Annotated in this window: 19 protein-coding genes and 1 pseudogene; 15 read left to right on the forward strand and 5 right to left on the reverse strand. The window is 73.9% G+C overall.

The window, feature by feature from the left end:
• Nucleotides 1-97: 97 nt before the first annotated feature.
• From STBA_RS17100 to STBA_RS17110, 3 genes and pseudogenes are all read left to right on the forward strand, one after another.
• Nucleotides 98-889, forward strand: a complete 792-nt coding sequence (locus tag STBA_RS17100) for a glycerophosphodiester phosphodiesterase (protein WP_077060079.1) — start codon at nt 98-100, stop codon at nt 887-889.
• 65 nt (nt 890-954) lie between these two features.
• A pseudogene (locus STBA_RS17105) lies at nt 955-1,458 on the forward strand (ATP-binding protein); the annotation flags it as partial.
• A 207-nt stretch (nt 1,459-1,665) separates the two neighbouring features.
• Entirely contained in the window at nt 1,666-2,643 is a 978-nt protein-coding gene (locus STBA_RS17110; protein ID WP_077060081.1) for a DUF5926 family protein, read from the forward strand.
• A 276-nt stretch (nt 2,644-2,919) separates the two neighbouring features.
• Here STBA_RS17110 and STBA_RS17115 read toward each other — a convergent pair whose 3' ends face one another.
• Entirely contained in the window at nt 2,920-3,594 is a 675-nt protein-coding gene (locus STBA_RS17115) for a bifunctional DNA primase/polymerase (protein ID WP_077060082.1), read from the reverse strand.
• 394 nt (nt 3,595-3,988) lie between these two features.
• Here STBA_RS17115 and STBA_RS17120 point away from each other — a divergent pair, with 394 nt between their 5' ends.
• The 5 genes from STBA_RS17120 (at nt 3,989) to STBA_RS17140 (ending at nt 10,363) form a co-directional block, all read left to right on the forward strand.
• The gene (locus STBA_RS17120; RefSeq protein ID WP_077060083.1) at nt 3,989-5,371 is read left to right on the forward strand and encodes a GAF domain-containing SpoIIE family protein phosphatase; all 1,383 of its coding nucleotides are present in this window, start codon (nt 3,989-3,991) and stop codon (nt 5,369-5,371) included.
• A 124-nt stretch (nt 5,372-5,495) separates the two neighbouring features.
• Entirely contained in the window at nt 5,496-6,962 is a 1,467-nt protein-coding gene (locus tag STBA_RS17125; protein WP_077060084.1) for an aminopeptidase P family protein, read from the forward strand.
• Between the two features lie 208 nt (nt 6,963-7,170).
• Nucleotides 7,171-8,616, forward strand: coding sequence for a hemolysin family protein (locus STBA_RS17130; RefSeq protein ID WP_079251983.1), 1,446 nt, complete (start codon nt 7,171-7,173; stop codon nt 8,614-8,616).
• Complete coding sequence (locus tag STBA_RS17135; RefSeq protein ID WP_077060085.1) at nt 8,613-9,680, forward strand: hemolysin family protein; 1,068 nt, start codon at nt 8,613-8,615, stop codon at nt 9,678-9,680. Before STBA_RS17130 ends, STBA_RS17135 begins: the two co-directional genes overlap by 4 nt.
• Before the next feature lie 341 nt (nt 9,681-10,021).
• Complete coding sequence (locus tag STBA_RS17140) at nt 10,022-10,363, forward strand: helix-turn-helix domain-containing protein (RefSeq protein WP_253194785.1); 342 nt, start codon at nt 10,022-10,024, stop codon at nt 10,361-10,363.
• Between the two features lie 25 nt (nt 10,364-10,388).
• Here the strand turns inward: STBA_RS17140 and STBA_RS17145 are convergent, their stop codons facing one another.
• Both STBA_RS17145 and STBA_RS17150 read right to left on the reverse strand, forming a co-directional pair.
• Entirely contained in the window at nt 10,389-10,871 is a 483-nt protein-coding gene (locus tag STBA_RS17145) for a peptidylprolyl isomerase (protein ID WP_253195241.1), read from the reverse strand.
• 363 nt (nt 10,872-11,234) lie between these two features.
• Complete coding sequence (locus STBA_RS17150; RefSeq protein WP_077060087.1) at nt 11,235-11,804, reverse strand: AAA family ATPase; 570 nt, start codon at nt 11,802-11,804, stop codon at nt 11,235-11,237.
• Between the two features lie 87 nt (nt 11,805-11,891).
• Between STBA_RS17150 and STBA_RS17155 the strand changes: the two genes are divergently transcribed.
• On the forward strand, nt 11,892-12,617 hold the full coding sequence (locus STBA_RS17155; protein WP_077060088.1) for a DedA family protein: 726 nt from the start codon (nt 11,892-11,894) through the stop codon (nt 12,615-12,617).
• Nucleotides 12,618-12,637: 20 nt separating this feature from the next.
• Here the strand turns inward: STBA_RS17155 and tatA are convergent, their stop codons facing one another.
• Complete coding sequence (gene tatA / locus STBA_RS17160; RefSeq protein WP_077060089.1) at nt 12,638-12,922, reverse strand: Sec-independent protein translocase subunit TatA; 285 nt, start codon at nt 12,920-12,922, stop codon at nt 12,638-12,640.
• Between the two features lie 259 nt (nt 12,923-13,181).
• Between tatA and STBA_RS17165 the strand changes: the two genes are divergently transcribed.
• On the forward strand, nt 13,182-14,483 hold the full coding sequence (locus tag STBA_RS17165; protein ID WP_171987721.1) for a hypothetical protein: 1,302 nt from the start codon (nt 13,182-13,184) through the stop codon (nt 14,481-14,483).
• Nucleotides 14,484-14,538: 55 nt separating this feature from the next.
• Here STBA_RS17165 and STBA_RS17170 read toward each other — a convergent pair whose 3' ends face one another.
• Nucleotides 14,539-14,976 carry an ATP-binding protein gene (locus STBA_RS17170; RefSeq protein ID WP_077060091.1) on the reverse strand — a complete coding sequence of 146 codons (438 nt, stop codon included), beginning with the start codon at nt 14,974-14,976 and terminating at the stop codon, nt 14,539-14,541.
• A 219-nt stretch (nt 14,977-15,195) separates the two neighbouring features.
• Here STBA_RS17170 and STBA_RS17175 point away from each other — a divergent pair, with 219 nt between their 5' ends.
• The 5 genes from STBA_RS17175 to STBA_RS17195 all read left to right on the forward strand — a co-directional run bounded on the left by STBA_RS17175 (nt 15,196) and on the right by STBA_RS17195 (nt 20,029).
• Entirely contained in the window at nt 15,196-15,966 is a 771-nt protein-coding gene (locus STBA_RS17175) for a hypothetical protein (RefSeq protein WP_077060092.1), read from the forward strand.
• Nucleotides 15,967-16,059: 93 nt separating this feature from the next.
• Nucleotides 16,060-16,809 (forward strand): YcnI family protein, encoded by a 750-nt coding sequence (locus STBA_RS17180; RefSeq protein WP_077060093.1) that lies wholly within the window; start codon nt 16,060-16,062, stop codon nt 16,807-16,809.
• Nucleotides 16,810-16,945: 136 nt separating this feature from the next.
• Entirely contained in the window at nt 16,946-17,611 is a 666-nt protein-coding gene (locus STBA_RS17185) for an SCO family protein (RefSeq protein ID WP_077060094.1), read from the forward strand.
• Nucleotides 17,608-18,087: a copper chaperone PCu(A)C gene (locus STBA_RS17190; RefSeq protein WP_077060095.1), complete on the forward strand. Its 480-nt coding sequence runs from the start codon at nt 17,608-17,610 to the stop codon at nt 18,085-18,087. The genes STBA_RS17185 and STBA_RS17190 overlap by 4 nt, the downstream gene beginning before the upstream one ends.
• A gap of 10 nt (nt 18,088-18,097) precedes the next feature.
• Nucleotides 18,098-20,029, forward strand: coding sequence for a copper resistance protein CopC (locus STBA_RS17195; RefSeq protein ID WP_077060096.1), 1,932 nt, complete (start codon nt 18,098-18,100; stop codon nt 20,027-20,029).
• Nucleotides 20,030-20,075 lie beyond the last annotated feature (46 nt).

Below are 20,075 nucleotides of genomic sequence, written 5' to 3' on the forward strand. Positions count from 1 at the left end.
ACAGGATGTGCGAGCAGTCTTTCCCATGGTCTGTCAGACGGACATAAACCCCGCCGGACTTTCTTTCCCACGGCCGGGGCCGTGGCACCATGTCGCGATGACCGCCGACCGCCGCACCATCAAGGTCATCGCGCACCGGGGGGCGTCCGAGGACGCTCCCGAACACAGCCTGGCCGCTTACCGCCAGGCCATCACGGATGGCGCGGATGCGCTGGAGTGCGATGTCCGGCTCACGGCGGACGGGCACCTGGTCTGTGTACACGACCGCCGCGTCAACCGTACCTCCAACGGCCGCGGAGCCGTTTCCACTCTGGAACTGGCCCAGTTGGCCGAGCTGGACTTCGGCTCCTGGAAGGCCCCGGCCGGCCCGGGGGCGGAGGCGCCCGACACGGCAGATCCCGAACGCACGACCGTGCTGACGCTGGAGCGGCTGCTGCGGCTGGTCGCCGCCGCGGAACGGCCGGTGGACCTGGCCATCGAGACCAAGCACCCGACCCGCTGGGCCGGGCAGGTGGAGAGCAGGCTGCTCGATCTGCTCGCCCGCCATCCGCTGCCGGGCCAGGTGCGGGTGATGAGCTTTTCCGCGCGTTCGCTGCGGCGCGTCCACCTGGCCGCGCCGGGGCTGCCGACGGTGTACCTCATGCAGTTCCTGCTGCCGCGGCACCGGGCCGGGCGGCTGCCCGAGGGGAACCGGATCGCCGGGCCCGGCATCCGGATTCTGCGCCGTGATCCCGAGTACGTGGCGCGCGCGCACCGGGCGGGGCAGGAGGTGCACGTGTGGACCGTGGACGATCCGGCGGACGTGGAACTGTGCGCGCGGCTCGGCGTGGACGCGGTCATCACCAATCGCCCGCGTACGGTGCGTGAGCAGCTCGCAAGCCTCAGCTGACCCACTGATCACTCTTTTTCACCGGGCGTGCCCCGGCGCATTCGCTTCGTATCCGATCATTACGACTGCGTCAACATATCTTGCATGGCCGGTTTCCGTCGTACGCCCAGAGGGCACGAATCCCATGGCGTGGGGCAAAGGAGGTCTCGGGGGTGGCGTTGGTGGTCACACAGCAAGTACCGACGTCGTCGTCCATGTCGGTGTCCCACGGTCCTTCGGGCGTGGGAACGGCACGGCGGCGATTGAGCGCGGAATTGCGCGAAAGCGGAGCGCCGGAATCGATCATTGATGATGCTGTATTGATCCTTTCCGAACTACTCAGTAATTCTTGCCGACATGCACGGCCACTCGACGACGATCAGCAGATCCGGGCTTCCTGGAGCCAGGACCGCGACGGCGCCGTCACCATTTCGGTCACGGACGGCGGCGGGCCCACCCGGCCCCGGCCGGCGTCACCCTCCGTCACCGCGAGGGGCGGGCGCGGGCTGACGATCATCACCTCGCTCGCGCGGGCCTGGGGCGTGCGGGAGGCGCCCGCCACGGGCGCGGTCACGGTGTGGGCGGTCCTGCCCGCCCTCGGCGGCCAGGCCGCGAACGGGCACGGCTGACGCCCGTTTCCCGCGCCTGGCACGCCCGCGGCCGGGCCCCCGCCCGGCGCCGCGGGCTCGTAGGATGCACGGCATCCGCCGCGCGGCCCGGTCCGGCAGGATCGAGGGGAACCGCCCCTGGGCGCGCGGCACAGCCGTACGCCCCATGCAGCAGGAGACCCGCACACTATGGCCAAAAAGCGCCGCCTTCGTACCCAGCCAAGCGCCTCGGCCACCCCCCGGCCGGCCGACGGCCAGATCCCGGCCGTCGGGGCGCGGGAGCCCTGCCCGTGCGGATCGGGCCGCCGCTACAAGGCGTGCCACGGGCGCGCCGCCGCCCAGGCGGCCACCGAGCTGGTCCGCCGGCCGTTCGAGGGGCTGCCGGGCGAGTGCGACTGGGTCGCGCTGCGCGAGCTGGTTCCCGCCGCCACCGTGCCGCTGGCCCTGCGCGAAGGGCTGCCCGAGGACGTGCCGTCCGTCACGCTCGCGACCGTGCTGCCGATGGCCTGGCCCGCGCTGCGCCGCGACAACGGCGAGGTGCTGCTCGGCCTCCAGAACGACACCGCCACCGGCGACCTCAGCCGCGATCTCGCCGACGTGCTCGCCCGGGCGCTCACGACCACCCCGGGCAACCCGGTCGCCGCCGGGCGCCCCGCGCCGGACGGACCGCGGCTCCAGGACGTGCTGGACCTCGGCGCGCCGTTCGCGCCGACCGTGCACGAGGGCTTCGAGTTCTGGCTGGACGACGCGGAGAAGGCCACCGGCGAGGTGGCGGCCTCGCTGGAACGCGCCAACGCCGCCGCGACGCCGACCGTCCGCCTGGCCGGTGTGGAGTCCGCCTACTGGTGCAGGACGCCGGAGAAGAACCACCTGCGCTGGGTCATGCCGCAGCCGGAGGAGGTGCTGATCGACGCGCTCGCCAGGCTCCAGGCCGCGGGGGCCTCGTCGCTGGGCGAGGACACCCGCCTGGTGGGCTCCTTCCGCGCGCACGGGCTGACCGTTCCGGTGTGGGACCTGCCGAGCGGGCTCGGCGCGGAGGAGTGCGAGAAGCCGGCCGCCGCCTTCCACGAACGGCTGACCGAAGCGCTTGAGGTGACGGCGCCGCTCACCGCGGACGAGCGGCGGGCCAGGAACAGCCTCACCAACCGGCAGATCACGCTGAATTGACGGTCCGCCAACTGCCGGGCGGCGCCGCCGCGCCGCCCCCAAGGTAGTGATTCCGGTCACAACTCACCCCGTGCCGCGGGAGTTCGGGCGTTTCGGGGGCGTCGCGGGATTTGCGAATCCCCGATGAGTTGTTACCTTCTGATGAGGGCCCGGTCGCTGGTGCATCCCCCGTCGCCAGCGATCGGGTCCGCCCATGTCCGCACCCCCGCGCGCCGTGCGTGCGGGAGCGCGATGCCGAGGCGGTTCCGGCAAGGGCTCCGGGGGACTTCGGAAGATTCAGTGCGCGAGCCAGCCGCCCGGGTCGGGCGCGCTGAGGCCGGCCTCCACGAGCACGTCCAGCAGGTCCGCGGCCCGCGGCAGCGGCACCCGGCCCTCACGCGGCTCCGGCTGCCGCGCCCAGCCCACGCTGCCCGCGCCGGTGCGGGACGGCGGCAGCGGAACGTATCCGCCCGCCCCGTGGAACCGCAGGGAGCTGGGCACCCGTTCGAGGCCGCTGAGCAACTCCCCGAGCTCCGGGAGCCCGTAGGGCTCCACCAGCAGCATCCACCGCGTCGGCGCCGCCACCACCGGGCCCGTCGGCACGCCGCGCCGCTCCAGCTCGGCCAGCGCCCTGGCGCCGGCCACCGCGGGCAGGCTGAGCGCGCAGGGTGCCCGCCCGCCCGTCGCGAGAACGATCGGCGCGCGCGGCCGGACCGTCCACCACCACTGCACCATCCGGGCGTCCGTCGTCGCGGCCAGCAGCTCCGGGTCGAGGGGGTGGGCCCCGGGAACGACGCAGCCGGCCCTCGGGCAGCAGCACCCCCCGTCGGTCCCGGCCTCGGCCCCCGGCAGCACGGGCCACTGCCACTGCCTGGCGTAGACCAGCGCGGCTCCGCGCAGCGCAAGGCCATGGGCTTTGCCGTTGCTGTTCCCGTTACCGTTCTTGCGTCGCTCTCCGAGGATCTCGCGCATCGGCGCTCGTCCCTTCCCGTCGCGGGTCAATTGCACCAGGTGGAACACTGATCACCGTACGTAGCGGGTCGCGCTGGGGAGCAGCGGCGGGCTCCGAGGGCCTGGCCGCCTACCGATAGGACGTCAAAACTCGCCGGTCCGTTCCGATATGTACCCAGCCCGCCCGGCTCGATCCGCCGCCGGGTTCGTCCAGTCGACCGCGCACCGGCCCACCAGGCGCTTCTTTTCCGCCAATTCCGCCAAAGTCGCTCCGGTCCGGCCTGTCGAACCGGAAACCGACCCGCTACCTGGGCATCATCCATCACGGAAGGACAGTACTTGACACGCGTCCGCCCCGATCGCCCTCACCGCCGATCCCTTAGTGACGCACACCACCTGGGGGTTCCCCTCACCCATGAGCATCTCGCCCCCGCCGAAAGTGGCCGGAATCCACCAGGCCCTGTCCACCGTGCCACAGACTTCCGCGCCCGCCGACGCCCTGCCCCGCACCCGCCCCGGCGGCTTCCAGGACCGCCTCGCGTCCTGGATCTCCGACCTCACCACGCTGCACGCCCTGACCGAACGCCTCGGGCGCACCCGCACCCTCGGCGAGGCGCTGGACGAGACGCTGCGCGCCGGCGCGGGACTCGTCGGCGCGCGCCGCGGGCTCATCGCCCTGCGCCCCGCCGACGGCCTCGGCCCGGAACGGCTCGCCGGGTTCGGCCTCGGCCACGCCGACCTCGGCCACCTCGAAACGGTCCCCCGCGGCTTCGACCTGCCGCGGGACGCCTGCGGCGAGCCCGCGGAGGCCGTGCACCGCGACATCGCCCGCGAGGACGCCGTCCACCCACGCCACCGCGAGGTCGCCGCCCGGCTCGGGATCGCCGCGAGCTACGCCGTTCCGCTCGCCGCCGAGGCGCCCGGCCGCCTCGGCTCCGCGCTGTGGCTGTACGACGAGCCGGGCGCGCCCGACCCGCGCCAGCGCCGGCTGCTGGCGCACTACGTGCGGCAGGCCGCCCAGCACATCGCCAACCGGCTCGAACTGGGCCGCGCCCGCGCCGACGTGCGCGCCGTTCACGAGGGGCTGCTGCCCGCCCGCCTGCCGCGGCTGCCCGGCGTCTCCCTCGCCGTCCGGCACCGCACCGGGCCGCGGGGCGGCGGCGACTTCTACGAGGCGCTCGCCCTGCCCGACAGCGCGCTCGGGCTCGCCGTCGGCGGCACCGCGGGCGGCGGGCCCGCCGCGCTCGCCGCGATGGGCCGGCTGCGCGCCGGCCTGCGTGCGTACGCCGTGATGGAGGGCGAGGACCCGGTCGCGGTGCTCTCCGACCTGGAGCTGCTGCTGCGCCTCACCGAGCCGGGGCGTTCGGCCACCGCCCTGTTCGGCTACGCGGAACCGGCCACGCGCCGCCTCGTTCTCGCCTCCGCAGGCCATCCGCCGCCGCTGGTCGTCGGCCCGGCCGGCGCCGTCTTCGCGGAGACCGCCCTGTCCGCGCCGCTCAACATGCTGGCCTGCTGGGAGGCGCCGAGCGTCGAACTCCGCGTCGCCGACGGAGAAACGGTCCTCCTCTACAGCGACGGCCTGCTGCACCGCACCGGCGAGCCACTGGACCGCGCGTTCGCCCGCCTCCAGGCCGCTGCCGCCAGCGCCGGACCCGGCGCGCGCGCCGACCCGGGGGCGCTCGCCGACCACGTGCTGCACACCGTGCTGCCCGGCCTCGACGCCCGCGGCGGTGCGGGGAACGACCGGGACGCGGGGGACGCCGACGACATCGTCCTGCTCGCCGCCCGCTTCGCCTGAACCCCCTTCCCCCGCTTCCCCGGCCGGCTCCGTCGCCCGTCGCGCGGCGGCCGGCCGCCGAGGCTGTCCCCGCGCCCGCCGCCCCGCCTACCATGGGAGGAGTACCGACGCGAGGAGGCGGGACGTGGCCGACGAGCAGCAGGCCGGGCAGCAGCAGGCGGACGAGCCGGGGCGGAAGCCGGTCAAGCCGCGAAAGAACGGGGTCGCCCCACAGGTGTCGGACGAGCTGGCCGAAAACATGAAGCGGGGCTGGGCGGACACCGAGCGCCGGGACCTCACGCCCGTCCCCCAGGCCGGGCACACCGCCCGCCGCCGCGCCGCGCTGTCCGCGCGCTTTCCCGGCGAGCGGCTCGTCGTTCCCGCCGGGCGCCTGAAGACCAGGTCGAACGACACGGAGTACCCGTTCCGCGCGGGCGTCGAGTACGCCTACCTCACCGGCGACCAGACGGAGAACGGCGTGCTGGTCCTCGAGCCCGCCGCCGAGGGGCACGACGCCACGCTGTACCTGCTGCCGCGCTCCGACCGGGAGAACGGCGAGTTCTGGCTGAGCGGCCAGGGCGAGCTGTGGGTCGGGCGGCGCAACAGCCTCACCGAGGCCGCCCGCCTCTACGGCCTGCCGGTGGCGGACATCCGCACCGTTCCCGAGCTGCTGCGGGAGGCCACCGGGCCGGTCCGGGTGGTCAGGGGGCACGACGCGACGGTCGAGGAGGCCCTCACCGACAAGGTGACGGCGGAGCGGGACGAGGAGTTCCGCGTGTTCCTCTCCGAAATGCGGCTGATCAAGGACGACTTCGAGATCGCCGAGCTGACGCGCGCCTGCGACTCGACGGTCCGCGGCTTCGAGGACGTCGTGCGCGTTCTGGACCGGGCGCAGGCCACCTCCGAGCGGTACATCGAGGGCACGTTCTTCCTGCGCGCCCGCGTCGAGGGGAACGACGTCGGGTACGGCTCGATCTGCGCCGCGGGCCCGCACGCCACCACGCTGCACTGGGTGCGCAACGACGGGCAGGTGCGGCCGGGCGAGCTGCTGCTGCTCGACGCGGGAGTGGAGACCACCGAGCTGTACACGGCGGACGTCACCCGCACGCTGCCGATCAACGGCCGCTTCACCGGCCTTCAGCGCCGCATCTACGACGCGGTGTACCAGGCGCAGGAGGCCGGCATCGCCGCGGTGCGCCCGGGCGCGAAGTACCGCGACTTCCACGAGGCGGCGCAGCGCGTGCTGACCGAGAAGCTGGTCGAGTGGGGCCTGGTCGAGGGCCCGGTGGAGCGGGTCCTGGAGCTGGGGCTCCAGCGGCGCTGGACGCTGCACGGCACCGGCCACATGCTCGGCATGGACGTGCACGACTGCGCCGCGGCGCGACGCGAGACGTACGCGGACGGGACACTGGAGCCGGGCATGTGCCTGACGGTGGAGCCCGGCCTCTACTTCCAGCCGGACGACCTGACGGTCCCCGAGGACTACCGCGGCATCGGCGTGCGGATCGAGGACGACATCCTGGTCACCGAGGACGGCAACGTCAACCTGTCGGCCGCGCTGCCGCGCAGCGCCGACGAGGTCGAGCTGTGGATGGCGAAGCTGCGCGGGTGACGCGCGCGGAGCAGAGCTGACGGGCAGGTGTCAAGGGGGCGATTTCGGGTACAGCCTGGGAACACGGACGCGCCGAAGACGCGTTGTGTGAGTCAACTTCCGTGGAAGGAGACCACGTGTCCGCCCAGTCGACGGACCCTGACGGGCATAGTCCCGGACCACCTCGCCGGCGACAGGCGTGCCGCGGCACACGGCGAGGTGGTGTTCGTTGAGTGCCGTGCTCGGTCTGCTCGCCGTCCTCGTCCTGACGGCGGGCACCGGCTATTTCGTCGCCCAGGAGTTCGCGTTCGTCGCGGCCGACCGCCTCGCGCTCGGCCGCGAGGCCGCGGCGGGCGACCGGCGGGCCGCCCGCGCCATGAAGGTGCAGGAGCGGCTGTCGTTCATGCTGTCCGGCGCGCAGCTGGGCATCACCGTCACCGGGCTGATCGTCGGCTTCCTCGCCGAGCCGGCGCTGGCCGCCCTGCTCGACCCGGCGTTCCGCGGGCTCGGCGTGCCCGGCGCCGCGGCCACCGGCATCGCGCTGGTGCTGGCGTTCTCGCTGGCCATCGGCATTCAGATGGTGCTGGGCGAGCTGGGCCCGAAGAATCTCGCGCTCGCCGTGCCCGAACGGCTGGCCAAGAGCCTGGCCGCCTCGACGCTGCTGTACCTCAGGGTGGCCGGGCCGCTGATCCGGATTTTCGACGCCTCGGCGAACCGGCTGCTGCGGCGTGCCGGCATCGAGCCGGTGGAGGAGCTGCATCACGGCGCGACGCTTGAGGAGTTGGGCCACCTCATCGGGGAGTCGCACGAGCAGGGGCAGTTGCCGAACGAGACGGCCGAGCTGCTGGACCACGCGCTCGGCTTCTCGGAACGGACCCTGGCCGAGGTGATGGTGCCGCGCGTCGAGGTGAACTCGGTGCGGGCCTCGGCACCGGCCGCGGAGGTGATCGCGCTGATCGGCGCGCACGGGCGTTCGCACTACCTGGTGGTCGGTGAGCGGATCGACGACATCGTCGGCGTCGTCGGGGTGCGGGAGCTGATGCGGGTCTCGCCGGAGCGCATCACGCGCCGCACGGCGGGCGCGCTGGCCCGGCGGGCGCTGCTGCTGCCGGACACGCTGCCGCTGCCGGGGGCGGTGGAGCAGATGCAGGCGGCGGACGAGGAGTTCGCGGTGGTGCTGGACGAGTACGGCGGGGTGGCGGGGATCGTCACGCTGGAGGACATCGCCGAGGAGCTGGTGGGCGAGATCGCCGACGAGACCGATCCGGTGGAGGAGCTGGCGGTGCCGGACGGCACCGGCTGGCTGGTGAACGCGGGCAGGCGCGTGGACGAGGTGGCGGAGGCGACGGGCCTCCCGCTGCCGGAGGACGACGCGTCCCAGACGGTGGCGGGCCTGGTGATCGGCCACTGCGGGCGGTTCCCCGCGGCGGGTGACCGCATCGTGGTGGAGCTGGCCGACGGCGGCCGGGCGCGGTTCGAAGTGCTGTCGCTGGACCGGCGGGTGCCGGACCGGGTCCGTCTGGAGCGCACGGCGGCCCCGGTCGCGCCGGTAGCGGGCCGCGCGCCGCGGACGCGGGAACGCGAACGGGAACGGGCGCGCGAGCGGGAGCGGGCGCGCGAGCGGGAGCGGGCGCGCGAGCGGGCGCGCGAACCGGAGCGGAAGCTCGTCTCGTGAGCGTGCAGGCGGCCGTGCTGATCACGGTGCTGCTGCTCGTCGGCAGTGGCTTCTTCGTGGCCTCGGAGTTCGCGCTGGTCGCGGCCAAACACCACCGGCTCGAACAGGCGCGTGCCGAGGGCGCCCGGGGCGCACAGGCCGCGCTGGCCGGAATGCACGAGCTGTCGCTGATGCTCGCCGGAGCCCAACTGGGCATCACCGCCTGCACGCTGGGGCTCGGCAGCATCTCGGAGCCGGCCATAGCGCACCAGGTCGACCCGCTGCTGCACGAGCTGGGCCTGCCGGGCGGGCTGTCGTACGGCCTCGCCTTCCTGGTGGCGATGACGGTGGTCGTCTTCCTCCACATGGTGGTCGGCGAAATGGCGCCGAAATCGTGGGCGATCTCGCACCCGGAGCGTTCCGCGATGCTGCTGGCGCCGCCGTTCCGCGCCTTGGTGCGGGCCGTCAGGCCACTGATCCGGGTGCTGAACGAGATCAGCAACGCGCTGGTGCGGGCCTGCCGCGTCACCCCGCGCGAGGAGCTGGTCCCGGTGCACGACAGGGAGCAACTCACGCACCTCGTCGCCGAATCACAGCGGCTCGGGCTGATCAGCGAGACCGACTCCGGCCTGATCACCCGGTCGCTGACCGAGCCCCAGGCGCCGGTCGGCGCCGCGCAGGTCCCGGCCTCCCGCATCGCGGAAGTGGCCGCGGACGCGGGCACCGACGCGATCCTGGCCGCCGCCGCGGCCAGCGACCACACGCGGCTGCTGGTACGCGACGGGCAGCGGGTACTCGGATCGGTCCACGCCAGGGACGCGGTGGTGGCGCGGGCCGCGGGCCGCCGGGTGACCGCCCGCGAACTGGCCAGGCCGGTGCCGGAGCTGACGCCGGAGGACACCGTGGCGCACGCCGTCGAACAGCTGCGGCAGCAGCGTGCCTCCCTCGCGGTGGTGCGGGGCGCCGATGGCCGGGTGACGGGGCTGATCAGCCTCGACGACCTGCTGGTGCGGCTGATGGGACCGGCCGGGCCCCGGGCGAGGCCGGCCGCGCCCGTGCCCGCGGCGGGCGGTCCCGGCCGCTGACGCGGGCCCGGCCATGATGCCGCCTTCGAGGAACGCGATGCCGTGGCGGGCGTGTTGTTGGCCAGGTCGACCAGCGGCCGCCCGGCCGGATCGAGGGTCCGGTGGACCGAGTCGTGGTCGAGCGGACGGACGATGGTCAACGGTCCGGCCGCGACGGCCTCTTCGACGGTGCCGGCCACGGCGGAGCGTGACGGGCGCGGTATCGGCCCCGCGGAATCGTGGTCGCTCCTCTTTTGTTCTCTTCCTTACAGCGTGAATCAGCGCTGTACGATCGGCAAGTACCTGACGGATGGGGAAGAGGTGACCGCGTGCCGGGCCGGCCATACAGCTGCGGAATTGACGTGGGCATCGACGTCGTGGGCGGCAAGTGGAAAGTGCTGATCCTCTGGGCGGTGCACGACCGTCCGCGGCGGTTCGGGGAGTTGAGGCGCATGGTCCCCGAGGTCAGCGAGAAGGTGCTGATTCAGCAGCTGAGAGAGCTGGAGAAGGACGAGATCGTGCACCGCGAGGCGTTCGGTGAAGTGCCGCCGCGGGTGGAGTATTCGCTCACCGATTACGGCGTCGCGCTCAATGCGGCGCTCGCGCCACTGGCGCGGTGGGGGGCGGAGCACAAGGAGAGGATGCAGAAAATCCGGGACCGCGATGCGGAATCCGTGAGCTGCAAAGTCCTGTCCGGCACATAGCGCCCCGGCCCCCCGGGGGTCGGGCTCAGTCGACGCTGACGGACTCGATCACCACGTCCTCGACCGGGCGGTCCTGCGCGGCGGTCTCGGTCCCTGCGATGGCGTCGACCACCGCGCGGCTCTCGTCGTCGGCGACCTCACCGAAGATGGTGTGCATCCCGTTCAGGTGCGGGGTGGCGGCGACGGTGATGAAGAACTGCGAACCGTTCGTGTTGGGCCCGGAGTTGGCCATGGCCAGCAGGTAGGGCTCGTCGAAGACCAGTTCCGGGTCGATCTCGTCCTGGAACTGGTACCCCGGGCCGCCCATACCGGTGCCCTCGGGGTCGCCGCCCTGGATCATGAAGTCGTCGATGACGCGGTGAAAGATCGTTTCGTCGTAGAGCGGCTCGTCGCCCTCCTGGCCGGTCCACTGGATGGAACCGTCGGCCAGGCCCGCGAAGTTGGTCACCGTCAGCGGCGCGGACTCCGGGAAGAGCGTGACCGCGATGTCGCCCTCGCTGGTGTGGATGGTGGCGCTGGTGACGTCCCTCGCCTCGGCGTCCGCGGGGCCGCCGGAGGCCGCCCCGTCGCCCTCCTGCTCGGGGGCCGACTCGTCGCCGCCCTGCTCGGGGGCCGACTCGGACGCTTCGGGCGGCGTCGTCTCCTCGTCCCCGCTGTCGTCGTCCGAATCCGAACCGCAGGCGGCGAGCAGGCCCACGCAGAGCAGCGCGCCCGCCAGCCGGCGAGGAGAGCGAATCATGTCGGATGCCTTCCGGGTACGTACGTGCGGGGGACAAGGACCACGGTCATCATGCACCACGCGTGCCCCGGCCGTCTCCCCCTCCCGCGGCCCCGCACGCCGCCCGCCGCACGCGTCCCGCGTCCCGCGGGCTCAGCCGGTGACGCGGGCCGCCGGGAGCGCGGCGAGCAGCGCGTCCACCGTCTCCGACGGCGTCTGGTCCGAGGTGTCGAGCCACAGCCCGATCCGCGGGGTCGACTCGCGCAGCGAGGCGTCGAGCGCCGCGACGGTCCACGGGCCGTAGCCGTCCTTGGGGCGGGCCGCCTCGCGGGCGGCGACGGCCTCGGGGCGGGGCGCGAGCACGACGACGTAGAGCGGGCGCGTGCGCACCTGCGCCACGTAGGGCGCCAGGTCCTCGCCGATCACGATGTCCTGGACGACGGCGGTGAACCCGGCGGCCGCGTACAGGTCGGCGGCGGCCGCGGACAGCCGCTGCCGCAGGCGGAGTTGAGCCGTGGCCTCGTCGGACCCCGCCGGCGTCGGCTCGTGGCGGCCCGAGACGATCATCCTGCGGAAGGTGTCACCGCGCACGTGCGCGGCGCGGGGGAGCCGTTCGGCCAATGCCTGCGCGATCGTGGACTTGCCGGACGCCATGACGCCGGTGATCAGCACGACGGCACCGCTCAACTCCTCGCCGGTCAACGCCACTCGCCGCTCTCTCATCCTTATCGGTGGTGTAGGAACGATATCCAGGGGCTCGCGTCGGTTCGATCGATAATCTGATCTCCCCTCCTCCTGGACGGCCTGTGTATGGATGCACTCGCGCTCGGCCCGGCCTGGATGGCGCCTGAGCGGCTCATCGACACCTTCGGTCTCATCGGCATCGTCGTCATCGTCTTCGCGGAGTCGGGTCTGCTGATCGGTTTCTTCCTGCCGGGCGACCCGCTGCTGTTCACCACCGGGCTCGTCGTCTCCTCCGGCGAGTACCTGGACTATCCGCTCTGGCTCGTCTGCACGCTCATCGTCACCGCCGCGGTGACCGGTGACCAGGTCGGCTACGCCTTCGGCCGGCGGGCCGGCCCGGCCGTCCTGAGCCGGCCGGGCGCGCGCTTCCTGACGGAGGAGCACCTGGTGAAGGCGCAGGTGTTCTTCGCCAGGCACGGCAGGGCCTCGCTGGTGCTGGCCCGCTTCGTGCCCGTGGCCCGGACGTTCATGCCGGTGCTCGCCGGGGCGGGCCGCATGGACTACCGCACGTTCATGACGTTCAACGTGCTCGGGGGCGTGCTGTGGGGCGCGGGCGTGACGCTGCTCGGCGCGGGACTCGGGCAGGTGGCGTTCGTGCGGGGCAATATCGGGCTGATGCTGCCGGTGATCGTGCTGCTCGCCGCCGTGCCGACGGCGGCCGAGTACCTGCGGCTGCGCCGCTCGGCGCGCAGTGCCGCGCGTGCCCGCAGTGCCGCGCGTGCGGTGCGGCGGGCGGGGCAGAGCGAAGCGCCCCCGGTCACCGCGGACCGGAGGCGTCGTCCCCGGCCGTAGCGGATACGGCCGGCGCGGGATCAGCTCGCCGCGGGCTTCGCCTCGTCCACCGTGCGTGAGCTGGTGACGTCCCCGGGGGCCGCCTGAATGGTCTTGGCGGGCGGCTCCTGAGCCTGCGGCTGGGCCGCGCCGTCCTGCGGTGGCGCTGCGGAGGCGCTCTCCGCCTTCATGGCGGCCGTCTCGCTCTTGAGGATGCGTGCCGACTTGCCCAGCGAACGGGCGATGTCGGGCAGCCGCTTCGCTCCGAAGATCAGCAGCACGATGATCGCGAGAACAACCAGCTCCCGCGCCCCGATCTGACCCATGAAATCCACCTCCAAGGAGACGCACTCCGACGTCCCACACCATCGGCAACGGTAGCGCGGCCGGGGTGAAGTTTGAATAAACCGGAAGTCAATACCTGAGCGTAGCGACCGCCGGAACGGACACCTCCCTGAGCCGTTCGTCCTGTGACATGATCCCCACCGCGCTGTGGCGCACGGCACAGGCGCACGACGAAGGACAAGGACGGGACAAGGGGCGGGGGCCGAACGAATGCGGCTGAGAAATGTGATCGTCGGGGCCGTGGCCCTCGGCACACTGGCGGCCTGCGGCGGCGGATCGGACGACGACGGCAGCGGCAGCGGCAGCGGCAGCACGGACAAGACCGGCACGGGCGGGGACGCCGCGGGGCAGGAAGCGGAGCAGGACGACGCCCCCGCCGCGCCCGCCACCCAGCTGACGGTCCCGGCCGCCTACGACACCGGGCGCGGCTGGGAGACCGCGCTGCCGCCGGGTGCCGCGCCCCTGGTGCTGCCGGGGGCGGGGGCCGTCGCGCTGTTCGACGAGACGAGCGGCACGGACGGCAGGTTCACCGTGTACGACGCCGCCACCGGCGAGGTGCTGTGGTCGAGCGCCGCCCTGGAGCCGGTCGGCGAGAGCGCGTCGCTCGAGGCGTTCGCCACGACGGTGAACGGCGAGGACTACCTGGTCGCCTGGTCCGCGGGCACCTCGGGGGCGGGCGTCATCGACCGCGGCGACGAGCTCGTCGTGCTCGACATCTTCGCCGCGGACGGCTCGGGCGACGCGGTCGAGCCGCTGCACCACGTCGAGGTGCCGGGCTCGGGCGAGGCCGCGCCCGGCGGCGCCGGGCTGATGCTGGAGCTTGAGGAGGACATCGTGGTCGGCGTCGACCCGGCCACCGGTGTCACCACCGAGTACGACGAGGACGCCCTGGAGCCGCCGCCCACCTGCAAGGACTGCGACCCGGGCGGCGACATCGTGGCGCTGACCGCGAACGGCCCGCTGGTCGACGACAGCTACGCCTACGAGGGCTTCTGGGTGCCCGGCGGCTGGGCGGGCGAGGATGTGGCGCCCCGGGAGGCCGGTCCCGACGCCGATGCCTCGGTCACCCCGGTCGGGGACGGCCTCGTGATCGCCGAGTGGAGCCGCAGCGACGGCCAGACGATCCGATCGGTCCTGGACAGCGCCTCGGGCACGACCGCCGCCACCGCGCTGTGCCCGGAGCCCGACGGCTCGGCCGCGGGCGCGGAGCACACGGCCATGTCGGCGAACGGCCGTTACCTCGTCCACGGGGTGCTGGTCTTCGATCTGGAGGAGGGCACCGGCCACTGCTTCGAGGCCACGCCGGACGCCAATGCGGTGCAGTTCAGCGCGGTCACCGACGCCGGTGTGGCGTTCGGTGTCGCGGAGGTGATGACGGAGGACTCGTGGGGCGGCACGCCCACGCCCGTCCAGCTCGACATCGCCTCGGGCGAGGTGGCGGAAACGGCCCCCGAGGCCGTCTTCCCGGTGGCCGACCTGGGCGGTGCCGGCCTGTTCACCGCGGATGACGAGATGCTGGTGGCCTACCTGCACGCCGGGTGACACCCCGGCGGCGGGGCCCCCGGCTGCGGGCTGCGGGGCCCCGGGGGCGGTCGGCTCAGGACGCCTGGAGCAGCGGCTTGTTCCGCCATTTGAGGATCTTGTCGAACGTCACGACCGCCCCGCCGCTGCCCGGCTGGTTGTCGAACTGCACCCGGTCGGAGAGCGCCTCGATCAGCCGCAGGCCGCGGCCTCCCGACTGGAGCTCGCGCGGCTCGGGGCGGGGCACCACCGCGCCGATCGGGAAGCCGGGGCCGCAGTCGGTGACCTCGATGCGGCAGACGTCGCCGTGGATGGAGGCGGTCACCCGGTAGCTCTCCGCCTGGGTGCCGCCGTGCTGCACGGCATTCGAACAGGCTTCGGAGAGGGCGACCGACAGCTCGTGGGAGATGTCCGCGTCGACTCCGGCCGACTCCATCGCCCCGAGCAGCAGCCGCCGGGCGAGCGGGACGCTGGCCGCTTCCCGCCGCAGTTGGAGAGACCACCAGATGCTCATGCTCCCGCCTCCAGGCCGCGGCTCGACATATCTGTAGGTATTGCCTACCGGCGCGCACCGTAAGCGTGTGATTGACCCAACACCCCCCGTTCGGCGGAAGTATCGGGACGGACCTGCGGAAATGCCGACAAATCACCGTCTCGATACGCCCCCCACGCGCCACCTGGCCGTGCCCCCGCGCCCCCGCCGGTCCTGGCCCGGTGAGATGATGGCGCCGCCATGCGTGCCGGAGCCGATCTGCGAGTGCTGCGCGCCGCGGTGTTCGCCGCGGCCTGCGCCACGCTGGCCGCGGCCGGGCACGTGTGGGCCACCGGGCCCGTGCCGCCACCGGCCGCGCTGGCGGCCGGCTGGGCCGCCGCGTTCGCCCTCGCCCTCCCGCTCGCCGGCCGGGAACGGCGTTCGGTACCCGCCATCGCCGCCACCCTCGCCGCCGCGCAGCTCGCGCTGCACGCCCTGTACTGCCTGGGCCGGCACGCCCCCGCGGCCGGTGGCGCCGAGCACGGCGGCGGCGCCGGGGACGCCATGGCGCTCGCGGCCCGTCTGCTGTGCAACGACCACGCCCTGGCCCTCACCGAGGAACGTGCCGCCCGCATCGTCGACGAGGCGGGGCTCGCCCCGCACCCCGGCGCCGCCCCCGGGGCGGCGGACGCCGCGGCCGGGCTCGGCGAGGCGTTCGCTTCGCTGGCGTCCGCCCCCATGCTGCTCGGCCACCTGCTGGCCGCTCTCGCCGCCGCCTGGCTGCTGCGCCGCGGCGAGGCCGCGCTGTGGCGGCTGATTCGCCTCTCCGCCCGCGTCTCCCGGCCGTTCCTGCGCCTCGTACGCGTTCTGCTGCGCGCCCTGCACGCCCCGCGGCCGTGCCCGCCGGCGCCCTGCCCGCCGCGGCACCGCCATCACCGGCTGCCCGCCCCGCGCGGCACCGTCATCGCCGCCGCCGTCACCCGGCGCGGCCCCCCGCACCCCGCGGCGCACCACCTCGCCCTCGCGGCCTGACCGCACCCACGGAACCGGACGGGTGCGCCCTCGCCGCGCGCTCGTCCGACCCCAGATCTCTTCCGATCTCTTCCGAATTCCGTGGAGTGCCCCATGAGACATCACCGTTCACGCCTTGCCGCCCGCTCCGTGCTGGCCGCCACCGCCCTCGTCGCGCTGACCGCGGCGCCCGCGTGGGCGCACGTCTCCATCGACCCGCCCGAGGCCGCGCAGGGCGGCTACGCCACCCTCAACGTCAAGGTGCCCAACGAGCGCGACAACGCCTCGACCATTCAGCTCGAAATCCACCTGGACCCCGAGCACCCCGTGCCGTCCGTGATGCCGCAGCCCGTTCCCGGCTGGGACGTCGAGGTGACGACGGCGCCGCTGGAGACGCCCATCGAGGTCCACGGCAGCGAGGTCACCGAGGCGCCCAGCGTCATCACCTGGAGCGGCGGCGAGATCACGCCGGGCACGTTCCAGCAGTTCCCGCTGTCCGTGGGGCCCCTGCCCGAGGACGCGGACCGGCTGGTCTTCGACGCCATCCAGACGTACGACAACGACGAGGTCGTCCGCTGGATCGAGGAGCCCGTCGACGGGGAGGCCGAGCCGGAGAGCCCCGCGGCCGTGCTGCGCCTGACCGCGGCCGAGGGCGACGGGCACGGCGCCGCGGCCGGCGACGCGGCGGGCGGCGGGGCCGACCCGCAGGAACCGGCCGCCGACCAGGCCGCCGCGGACGGCGGCGACGACTCCGCGAGCGACACGACCGCGCGCGTCCTGGCCGGCGTCGGCATCGCCGTCGGGCTGGCGGGCATCGCCTTCGGCGTCCTCGCCGGGCGCCGCCGCACCCCCGCGGGAGACTGAGCGCGGGCTGCGCCCCGCCCCGTCCCACCCCGCCCCGTCCCACCCCGCACGAGACCACGCGCACGACACCTTGCCACCGCGCCGCGGAACGGACGACCCCGTTCCGCGGCGCCCCACCACGCATCAGGAACCTTCCATGCACCTGCGCACGATCACGACCGCCGCGGTCGCCGCGGCGACCGCGCTCGCCCTGGCCGCCTGCGGCAGCGAGAACGACTCCGGTGACGACGCCGAGGACACCCCGGCCGCCGACGTCTCCGGCGCCCACGCCGCGGACGAGGGCACGGTCCTCGACCAGCCGTTCGACAAGCCCGAGCTGGTCCTCACCGACACCAACGGCGAACCGTACGACTTCGCCGCCGAGACCGACGGCCACGCCACGCTGCTCTACTTCGGCTACACCAACTGCCCCGACATCTGCCCGCTCACCATGAGCAACATCGCGGTGGCCGCGAACTCGCTCACCGAGGAGCAGCGCGCCGACCTGCGGGTCGTCTTCGTCACCACGGACCCGGACCGGGACACCCCGGAGTCGCTCGGCCCCTGGATCAACGCCCACGACCCCGACTTCACCGGCCTGACCGGCGACTTCGCCGACATCCAGGAGGCCGCGCTGGCCCTCGGCGTCGCCATCGAACCGTCCTACGAGGACGACAACGGCGACATCGTCTCCAACCACGGCACGCAGGTCGTCGCGTTCCTCCCGACCGACGACAAGGCCCACGTCGTCTACACGGAGGGCGTCACGGCCGAGACCTTCGAACGCGACCTGCCCGGCCTCATCGCCGGAGAGCTGCCGTGAGCCGCCGCGCCGCGGGCACCGCCGCGGCCGCCGCGGGCGTGCTCGCCGCCGCGCTCCTGCTCGGCGGGTGCGGCGACGACGCGGCAGACGCGGCGGACGCGGCGGACGCGGCGCCGGAGCTGTCCGCCACCGGCGCGTTCATCCCGGCACCGGCCTCGGGCGACGTCGCCGCCGGTTTCCTCACCCTGCACAACGAGGGCGACGCGGACGACGCCCTCGTCTCGGCCGGCAGCGACATCGCCGGCACCGTCGAGATCCACGAGACGGCCGACAACGCCATGCGGCAGGTGGAGTCCCTCACCGTCCCCGCGGGCGGTGAACTGCGGCTCAGCCGCGGCGGGAACCACCTCATGCTCCTCGACCTCTCCCGCACGCCCGCGGAAGGCGAGACCGTGAGCATCGAGCTGCACTTCGAGACGTCGGACCCGATCACCCTCGACGTACCGGTCGAAGCCGCCACCCACACCGGGGAGTGAGACCACCGCCATGACCACCCCACCCCGTTCCCCCGCGGCGCTGCTGCTGCTCGCCGCCGCGGCGCTCGGCCTGCTGCTGCTCGGCGCCACCCCGGCCGCCGCGCACGCCGAACTGACCGGTACCACGCCGGGGGACGGGGAGGTGGTCGCGGCGGTCCCGGACCGGGTGACCCTCACCTTCTCCGAATCCGTCTCGCTCGCAGATGAGGCGATCCGCGTCCTCGACCCGGAGGGCGCGGGCGTGCACAGCGGCGGGTTCACCGACGAGGGCGGCAACACCTGGGCGGTGCCGCTGGAGGGCGGTCTCGGCGACGGCACGTACACCGTCGCCTGGCACGCCGTCTCCGCCGACAGCCACCCCATCTCCGGCGCGTTCACCTTTTCCATCGGCGCGCCCTCCGAGACGGTCGCCGAGATCCCGGACCAGACCGGCGACGACGGCCTGACCGGCCTCCTGTACGACGTCGCGCGCTACGCCGCCTACGGCGGGTTCGTGCTCATGGCGGGCACCGCCGCGTTCGTCCTCGTCTGCTGGCCGCGCGCCACCGCGCTGCGCCCGGTCCAGCGTCTGGCCCTCGCCGGCTGGACCAGCGCCACCGCGGCCACGCTCGCGCTGCTGCTGCTCCGCACCCCGTACACGGGCAGCGGCGAACTCGCCGACGCCTTCGACCTCGGCGGCCTGCGCGACGTCATCGACACCAGGGCCGGGACGGCGCTCCTGACCCGGCTGCTGCTCCTCGCCGCCGCCGGCCTCTTCATCGCCGTGCTGCACGGGCCCTCCGCCCGGCTGGTCACCGGCGGGGCGGCGGACGGGAACGGGGACGGGAACACGGAGGGGAACACGGAGGACGCGGAGGACGCCGAGGACGCGGCGACCCGCGCCCGCGACCTGATGTTCGGCCTCGGCATCGCCGGCACGATCCTCGCCATCGGAACGGCCGCCACCTGGGCCATGTCGGAGCACGCCGCCACCGGGCGCCAGACGGGCATCGCCATCCCCGCCCACATCCTCCACCTGCTCGCCGTCGCCGCCTGGCTCGGCGGGCTCGCCACCCTGCTGACGCTGCTGCGCACCGCGCCGGCGCTGCCGCGCGCGGTCGTCCGCCGCTTCTCCGCGGTCGCCCTCACCTCCGTCACCGTGCTCGCCGTCACCGGCCTCTACCAGTCCTGGCGGCAGGTCGGGTTCTCCTGGTCCGCGCTCACCGGCACCTCATACGGCCGGCTCCTGCTGCTCAAGGTCGGCCTCGTCGCCGTTCTCCTCGCCGCCGCATGGATATCCCGCCGCTGGACCGCCCGCCTCACGGACACGGACACGGACACCGCACCGGCGGCGGACGAGGGAACGGACGCCGGAACGGAAGCGGCGGCCGTCGCGGAGAGCCCGGAACGCGCGCGGCAGCTCGCCCGTCAGCGCACCGCCGTCCGGCAGGCCAGGGAGCGCAGGGCCCGCGACGCCGACCCGCACCGCGCCGGGCTGCGCCGTTCCGTGTGGGCGGAGACGGCCATCGCCGCCGTCCTCCTCGCCGTCACCACCGTGCTCACCGGCACCACCCCGGCCCGCACGGCCGACTCGGCGCCCGGGCAGGCCGCGCCCGCCGCGCCGCAGGGGCCGGTCTCCGTCCCGTTCGACACCGGCGGCGAACGCGGCCAGGGCACCGCGGAGCTCGACCTGTCCCCCGCCCGCACCGGCGGCAACACCCTGCACGTCCGCCTCTTCGACACCGAGGGGCTGCCGACCGGCGCCGTCGAGGTCCGGGTCGCCTTCACCCTCCCCGCCGAAAACCTCGGCCCGCTGCGCCACGAGCCCCTGCACGTCGACGTCGGCCACTGGACCCTGACGGAGGTGCAGCTGCCCCGCCCCGGAGACTGGGAGGTGGCCCTCACCATCCGCACCTCCGACATCGACCAGGTCACCGAGACCGCCACCGTCACCATCACCTGACCGCGTCGCCCGCACCCGACCGGCCCCGATCCCACCGGATGACTTG

The organism is Streptomyces sp. MP131-18 (genome assembly GCF_001984575.1).
Taxonomy (GTDB): Bacteria; Actinomycetota; Actinomycetes; order Streptomycetales; family Streptomycetaceae; genus Streptomyces; species Streptomyces johnsoniae.